Annotated in this window: 8 protein-coding genes, 1 tRNA gene and 1 pseudogene; 8 read left to right on the top strand and 2 right to left on the bottom strand. The window is 40.1% G+C overall.

Annotated elements, in window-relative coordinates; genetic code table 11:
• Positions 1-136: 136 nt before the first annotated feature.
• Both GRP75_RS18840 and GRP75_RS29285 read left to right on the top strand, forming a co-directional pair.
• Positions 137-463 carry a YnfA family protein gene (locus GRP75_RS18840; RefSeq protein ID WP_023989398.1) on the top strand — a complete coding sequence of 109 codons (327 nt, stop codon included), beginning with the start codon at positions 137-139 and terminating at the stop codon, positions 461-463.
• A 95-nt stretch (positions 464-558) separates the two neighbouring features.
• Positions 559-711: a hypothetical protein gene (locus GRP75_RS29285; RefSeq protein ID WP_023989397.1), complete on the top strand. Its 153-nt coding sequence runs from the start codon at positions 559-561 to the stop codon at positions 709-711.
• A 76-nt stretch (positions 712-787) separates the two neighbouring features.
• On the opposite strand, the gene GRP75_RS18835 is transcribed toward GRP75_RS29285, so the two are convergent.
• On the bottom strand, positions 788-976 hold the full coding sequence (locus GRP75_RS18835) for a hypothetical protein (RefSeq protein WP_023989396.1): 189 nt from the start codon (positions 974-976) through the stop codon (positions 788-790).
• 130 nt (positions 977-1,106) lie between these two features.
• On the bottom strand, positions 1,107-1,265 hold the full coding sequence (locus tag GRP75_RS18830; protein WP_013311032.1) for a hypothetical protein: 159 nt from the start codon (positions 1,263-1,265) through the stop codon (positions 1,107-1,109).
• 247 nt (positions 1,266-1,512) lie between these two features.
• Between GRP75_RS18830 and GRP75_RS18825 the strand changes: the two genes are divergently transcribed.
• From GRP75_RS18825 to GRP75_RS18800, 6 genes and pseudogenes are all read left to right on the top strand, one after another.
• Positions 1,513-1,598: transfer RNA gene (locus GRP75_RS18825), tRNA-Leu, on the top strand.
• 338 nt (positions 1,599-1,936) lie between these two features.
• Positions 1,937-2,606 (top strand): annotated as a pseudogene (locus GRP75_RS18820) (MBL fold metallo-hydrolase).
• A gap of 492 nt (positions 2,607-3,098) precedes the next feature.
• The gene (gene loaP, locus GRP75_RS18815) at positions 3,099-3,620 is read left to right on the top strand and encodes an antiterminator LoaP (RefSeq protein ID WP_023989394.1); all 522 of its coding nucleotides are present in this window, start codon (positions 3,099-3,101) and stop codon (positions 3,618-3,620) included.
• A gap of 141 nt (positions 3,621-3,761) precedes the next feature.
• The gene (locus tag GRP75_RS18810) at positions 3,762-4,514 is read left to right on the top strand and encodes a 4'-phosphopantetheinyl transferase family protein (protein ID WP_237449100.1); all 753 of its coding nucleotides are present in this window, start codon (positions 3,762-3,764) and stop codon (positions 4,512-4,514) included.
• Between the two features lie 48 nt (positions 4,515-4,562).
• The gene (locus tag GRP75_RS18805) at positions 4,563-4,802 is read left to right on the top strand and encodes an acyl carrier protein (protein ID WP_013310983.1); all 240 of its coding nucleotides are present in this window, start codon (positions 4,563-4,565) and stop codon (positions 4,800-4,802) included.
• A partial coding sequence (locus tag GRP75_RS18800; RefSeq protein WP_272917219.1) for a beta-ketoacyl synthase N-terminal-like domain-containing protein occupies positions 4,799-5,141 on the top strand: 343 nt, incomplete at its 3' end. The genes GRP75_RS18805 and GRP75_RS18800, both read left to right, overlap by 4 nt.

Raw genomic sequence — 5,141 nt, 5'->3', positions numbered from 1 at the left:
CCTAGCTTATGGCGTCAGGTCAGCAACCTGCTGATTCTGGTTGGCGTGATTGCATTGATTATCCTTTTAGGTCGAGTGCTCTAATGAGATATCCAAAAAAATCGAAAAGAATTTGAAGAATTAGGGATGTGAAATGGTGTTAAAGGCAGCTTTACTTTTTATATTGGCTGGCATCGCTGAAATTGGAGGAGGATATTTGATTTGGCAGTGGCTGCGTGAAGGAAAGACATGGTATGTCGGACTTTGCGGCGGAGTAATCTTGGCTGTGTATGGAATCATTGCTACCTTTCAGGTTTTTTCCTCCTTTGGGCGTGTATATGCAGCATACGGAGGTGTCTTTATTGTTCTTTCCATTGCATGGGGCTGGTGGATTGATAAAAAGACACCCGACTTGTACGATTTCATTGGTGGATTGATTTGTTTGGTCGGTATAGCTGTAATCCTATTTCCGCGATCAGGATGATAGGACGAAAAACCCTATTTTATTTTTGAAAACATGACTATAGGTCTACAAAAATAAGCTTCATATTCCGAAATAGAACTTAAGGAGGGGGTTCTATGAACTGGAATCAAATGAAGCTTAGATTGAAATTTGGTAGTGCTGTACCGAAGAGTGAAGGTAATTTCTCTTTTGGTATCATGTGTGGACTCTTAATCAGCATCGTGCTGTGGATATCAATCATTGGCTGGATCATGCTGATCTTTAAGTGATTTTACGAAATCACTGTACATATCAAAACAAATGAATTAAGGACTGCTCACAAACCTGTGTCTTATTACCCATGCTTTATTTTGTGAAATCGTTACGTAACTTGTCTATCCCGCGACCTATGGCTTCATCAATCATATCGGTAGCAGCAGGTGTATCTGCATCGGTGTCAGGAATGCGATTAAATCCTGGCTCGCGCTTGTCCAGGGATTGTTTATGTTCGATTTGATCGTCAGTACGATTCTTTTCAGAGTTATTATCTCTCATAGCACATCACAGCTCCTTTTATTAGGCATATTCAGCTTCTATACTTTACATAAACGCTTGTGCTCCAGACTAAACGTTGATAAAAATAAAACCGGGAGGGAGTAAATCCCGCCCGGTACTTCCCAAACAACTAGCGATGCTCAATCAGATCAATCGCTCCCAGAACAACATGAGCCAGTCCGAAACCGAGAATGCCTGTAGCTGCAAGTTTGTACTTACTGCTCAGCAACACAGCGCCTGAAGCCGATACTACCGTTCCAAGAACAGCTGGAATCATACCTTCACGCATTCGTAACACCCCTTCTGGTAGTTTGGAAAGACGTTTATTAGTGTAATTCAAATGTGCACAAGTTATACAAAAAGAGAATTTTATTATTTTTTTTAAAAAACACTTTACAATTCGATAAAATTATCGTATTATATGTTGGTGCCCAATTGAACAACATTTACATAACGAGAACACTTCTTAATCAGATGCGTGTTTCTCAGATACTTGTAAGACAAGTAAGTGTAAAGATTAGCGTTCCTAAATTTATGCCGGGGTGGCGGAATTGGCAGACGCACAGGACTTAAAATCCTGCGGTAGGTGACTACCGTACCGGTTCGATCCCGGTCCTCGGCATTCTTGATTTATAACGGACACATCAAAGTTAAATGAACGAAAATAACGCGAGGTTCTGTGTACCTGCGGAATACTCCGTAACAGGTATGTAGGATCAACAAAAAACGTCTCACCGTTAACATACGGAGAGGCGTTTTTTGTTTTGGAAAAATTAAGCGATCTTGTAACAGAGAGTTGGAGCCTTTCTATTGCATCAATTGTTATAATCATAGGACAACGAAATTAGGCCTTTATAATTAAATAGTAAGTATTTCTAAAAAATGAAGTGGCCTAAAACCTTAAATCAGAATGTTGTTGTTTTTAATTAACTATTGGGAAGGTGGTTCGGTGAAGCTGATATGAATCTGACTTTTCATATGGAACAGTTAAGAGTCTGTTTTATGAATTTCATTAATTATGTATATTTTGTAATGGATGAGAAAACAAGAGACATAGCTATTGTTGACCCATCATGGGATTTATTGAAAGTAGAGTTCTATCTTCAACAATTGAATGGCGATCTCAAAGCGATACTATTAACTCACTCACATTGGGATCATATTAATTTGGTAAATCCACTCCTGGAAAAATATAACCCGCAGGTATTCATGTCAACAAACGAAATCGATTTTTATCATTTTAGATGTAGAAATTTACATTCAATTAAAGACAAGGATTCAATCCAGGTCGGTGAAACAGAAATTAAAAGTCTTTTGACTCCTGGACATACCGCGGGAAGTGTATGCTATCTTTTATCAGATCGCTTATTTACTGGGGATACAATATTCATTGAAGGTTGTGGCTTTTGTGACCCAAATGGAGGAAATCCAATAGAATTATATAATAGTGTTCAAAAAATAAAGCGAGAAATTGATGACTCTATTCAAATTTATCCTGCTCATTCATTTGGTAAAGCGCCTGGTTTTACACCTCATGGATGAAAATATTTATTTTCAATTTACGAGTAAGGAATCTTTTATTAAATTTAGAATGCGTCCGAACCAAAAGGGCCTGTTCGATTTCAAATGAGTCTGTATTGTGGCCCAGTTCTAATGGTGAGAGAAAATCTTAAATATAAAAAATAATACATAACGATCTATCATTTGTCTGTGCCCCAGATGCTCAAGTTAACTAGAGTAAAACACTCGGATCAGTTCTTTTATAAGCCGCCAGAAACGTTGAAGCTGTATTCGAAAGATAATAATGACTTCAAATTAAGCATTTTCAGAAAGGTTTGCGAATCCAATCTGAACTTGGCCGTTTCCAATCAACTGTGAATTGACAGGGTTTGAGTAGAGGATTATAATGGAAAAACATTATTCCAATTATATGATTATATGAAAAATAAAGGAACTTTTCTGTGGTTAATCGCTGGCGGGTCACGTTAACCATCAAAGAGGGATATATCGTGAGAGATTGTAGCTTATCAAGTAGGATAAGTGAAAGGGCGAAGCTATGTATATGGGTAGTAGACATTATAGGAGATGATTTGGCAGTACGTTTTTATAGGAGATGAGTTAAGTGAGCTGGTACGTGTTTTTTGTGCGAACGGGTAGGGAAGAACAGGTCAAGCAGCTTATTAATGAGTGGTTGGATTCTGAAGTCTACAAACCCTTTATACCACTCCAAGAGAGACTCTTTAAAGTAGCAGGAATAGTAAAGAAAGAATGGGCTCCTTTGTTCCCAAGCTATGTATTTATTGAGTCGAATTTACCTGACTTGCAGTTCGTAACCAGTACAAATTCAATGATTTGCACTTCTAGTGATATCATTCGTTTATTGAGATACTCGAAGTTTGAAGCTTCAATGAGAGATTCGGAGAAACAAATGTTAGAAAGTCTATGCAATGATAGCTATTGTATAGAATCATCAACTGGAATTATTGAAGGAGACAATATATGTATCCTAGATGGCCCACTTAAAGGAAGGGGGAGTATAGTTAAGAAAATAGATAGACATAAACGACAAGCGGTCATTCAGTTAGAATTTATGGGTGATATCAGGTTAGTGAGAGTAGCTTTGGAAATTATAAGTAAGGTTTAAAGTGGAGAACTCGTGACGAGTTCATACTCCATGAGGAAGCTTTCAGAACCCTTAAGGGATTTGAAGGCCTTTTTTGATTTGGACTGCTAAGTTAGTAGTTTACTAGGGGGGATATGCGTAGCCTCGTATGCAGAACAACTAATGTTGAAGCGGGAAGATGCCGTGATGAAGGCGGCCGTCAGTTTTGTCCATGCAGATTATAACGCAGACGCTCCCCTTGATCGAGAAGTCTTTCATTCGGATGAGTGTAGTTACTTCGAGAGTTTGGTATTCCATCGGCGGAAATCCAACTTTGTGCTTGGCAGGCTAAGTGCCAAACAAGCAGTTTCGGTGCTGTTAAGCGAGCCAGACCTGCGCAACGTAAGTGTGGAGTCAGGTGTCTTCGGCCAGCCCATGCTTCGAATCAATGGTGTCCACAGCTATCAGGTGAGCATTGCCCACTGCGACTATATCGGAGCGGCTGTTGTTTTTCCCGAAGCACATCCCATGGGCATTGATATTGAGAGGATTGATTCTAAGCGAAATAAGACAATTGAAAGCCAACTGACGGCGGAAGAAAAGGGAAGAATCTCTATCGTGCGGGGAGTAGGGGAGTACTCAGCTTTATTGACGGTTTTTTGGACAGTGAAGGAGGCCCTGTCGAAAATATTGCGCACAGGTTTTACAACATCGCTGCATGTACTTGAAATGAATGAGACCAGATTTGTGGATGGATGCTTCCAAAGTACATTTTCACATTTTCCACAATATGCTGCCCAGTCTTACCAGTTAGGTGACTATATCTGCACGATTGTAGCACCGAGGAAGACGGAATGGAGTATGAATACTTCTCGGCTTTATGAAAAATTCAATGCAAGTTTTCATCGAAATCCGTTTGTAGATCATGTTTACTGAACACCAGGTTTGTTGAGTTTTAAATCATTTATTTTTAGGAGGATACCTATGCATAAGGAAGAAGTATTCGATATCGTTAAACGTTGTATTCGTGAAGTGCTTCCCGAATTACAAGATCACACGTTCGAGTATGGCGATCGATTGGTGGATTTGGGTGCAGATTCAGTAGATCGGGCTGAAATTGTAAACAAGACGATGGAAACATTATCTCTTAATATTCCGCGCGTCGAATTGTCCGGCGTGAAAAATATAGGGGAATTGACAGATGCACTTTATGCGAAATTATGAAAAATTATGAAGAGTCTGAGTTAGTCGTTACGGGGATTGGCGTGACTTCGGCGATTGGGCAGGGGAAGGCTGCTTTTGCCTCGGCGTTGTTCAAAGGGCAGCATGCATTTGGCGTCATGCAACGCCCGGGCAGAAGAGGTGAAGCTTCATTTATAGGTGCGGAGCTGCCACCCTTGTCTTATCCGAAGGCATTATCCAAACGAATGTTACGTACAGCATCATTTTCGGGGCAGGTGGCCATGGTAACCCTTCAAGAAGCCTGGGAAGATGCCCAATTGGATAACGTTGATCCTAGCCGTATTGGACTGGTGATTGGAGGCTCCAATTTTCAGCAACGGG

Origin of the sequence: Paenibacillus sp. OT2-17 (assembly GCF_009827695.1) — a bacterium.
GTDB lineage: Bacteria > Bacillota > Bacilli > Paenibacillales > Paenibacillaceae > Paenibacillus > Paenibacillus polymyxa_B.
Note: the sequence above shows the minus strand (reverse complement) of the source record. Positions and strands in the feature narration are given on the sequence as shown.

What these genes read in the sequence shown, in the direction of transcription:
- GRP75_RS18830 (WP_013311032.1), bottom strand. Translation starts at nt 1,265, where the DNA reads ATGCGTGAAGGTATGATTCCAGCTGTTCTTGGAACGGTAGTATCGGCT.
- GRP75_RS18810 (WP_237449100.1), top strand. Translation starts at nt 3,762, where the DNA reads ATGTTGAAGCGGGAAGATGCCGTGATGAAGGCGGCCGTCAGTTTTGTC.
- GRP75_RS18835 (WP_023989396.1), bottom strand. Translation starts at nt 976, where the DNA reads ATGAGAGATAATAACTCTGAAAAGAATCGTACTGACGATCAAATCGAA.
- GRP75_RS18805 (WP_013310983.1), top strand. Translation starts at nt 4,563, where the DNA reads ATGCATAAGGAAGAAGTATTCGATATCGTTAAACGTTGTATTCGTGAA.
- GRP75_RS29285 (WP_023989397.1), top strand. Translation starts at nt 559, where the DNA reads ATGAACTGGAATCAAATGAAGCTTAGATTGAAATTTGGTAGTGCTGTA.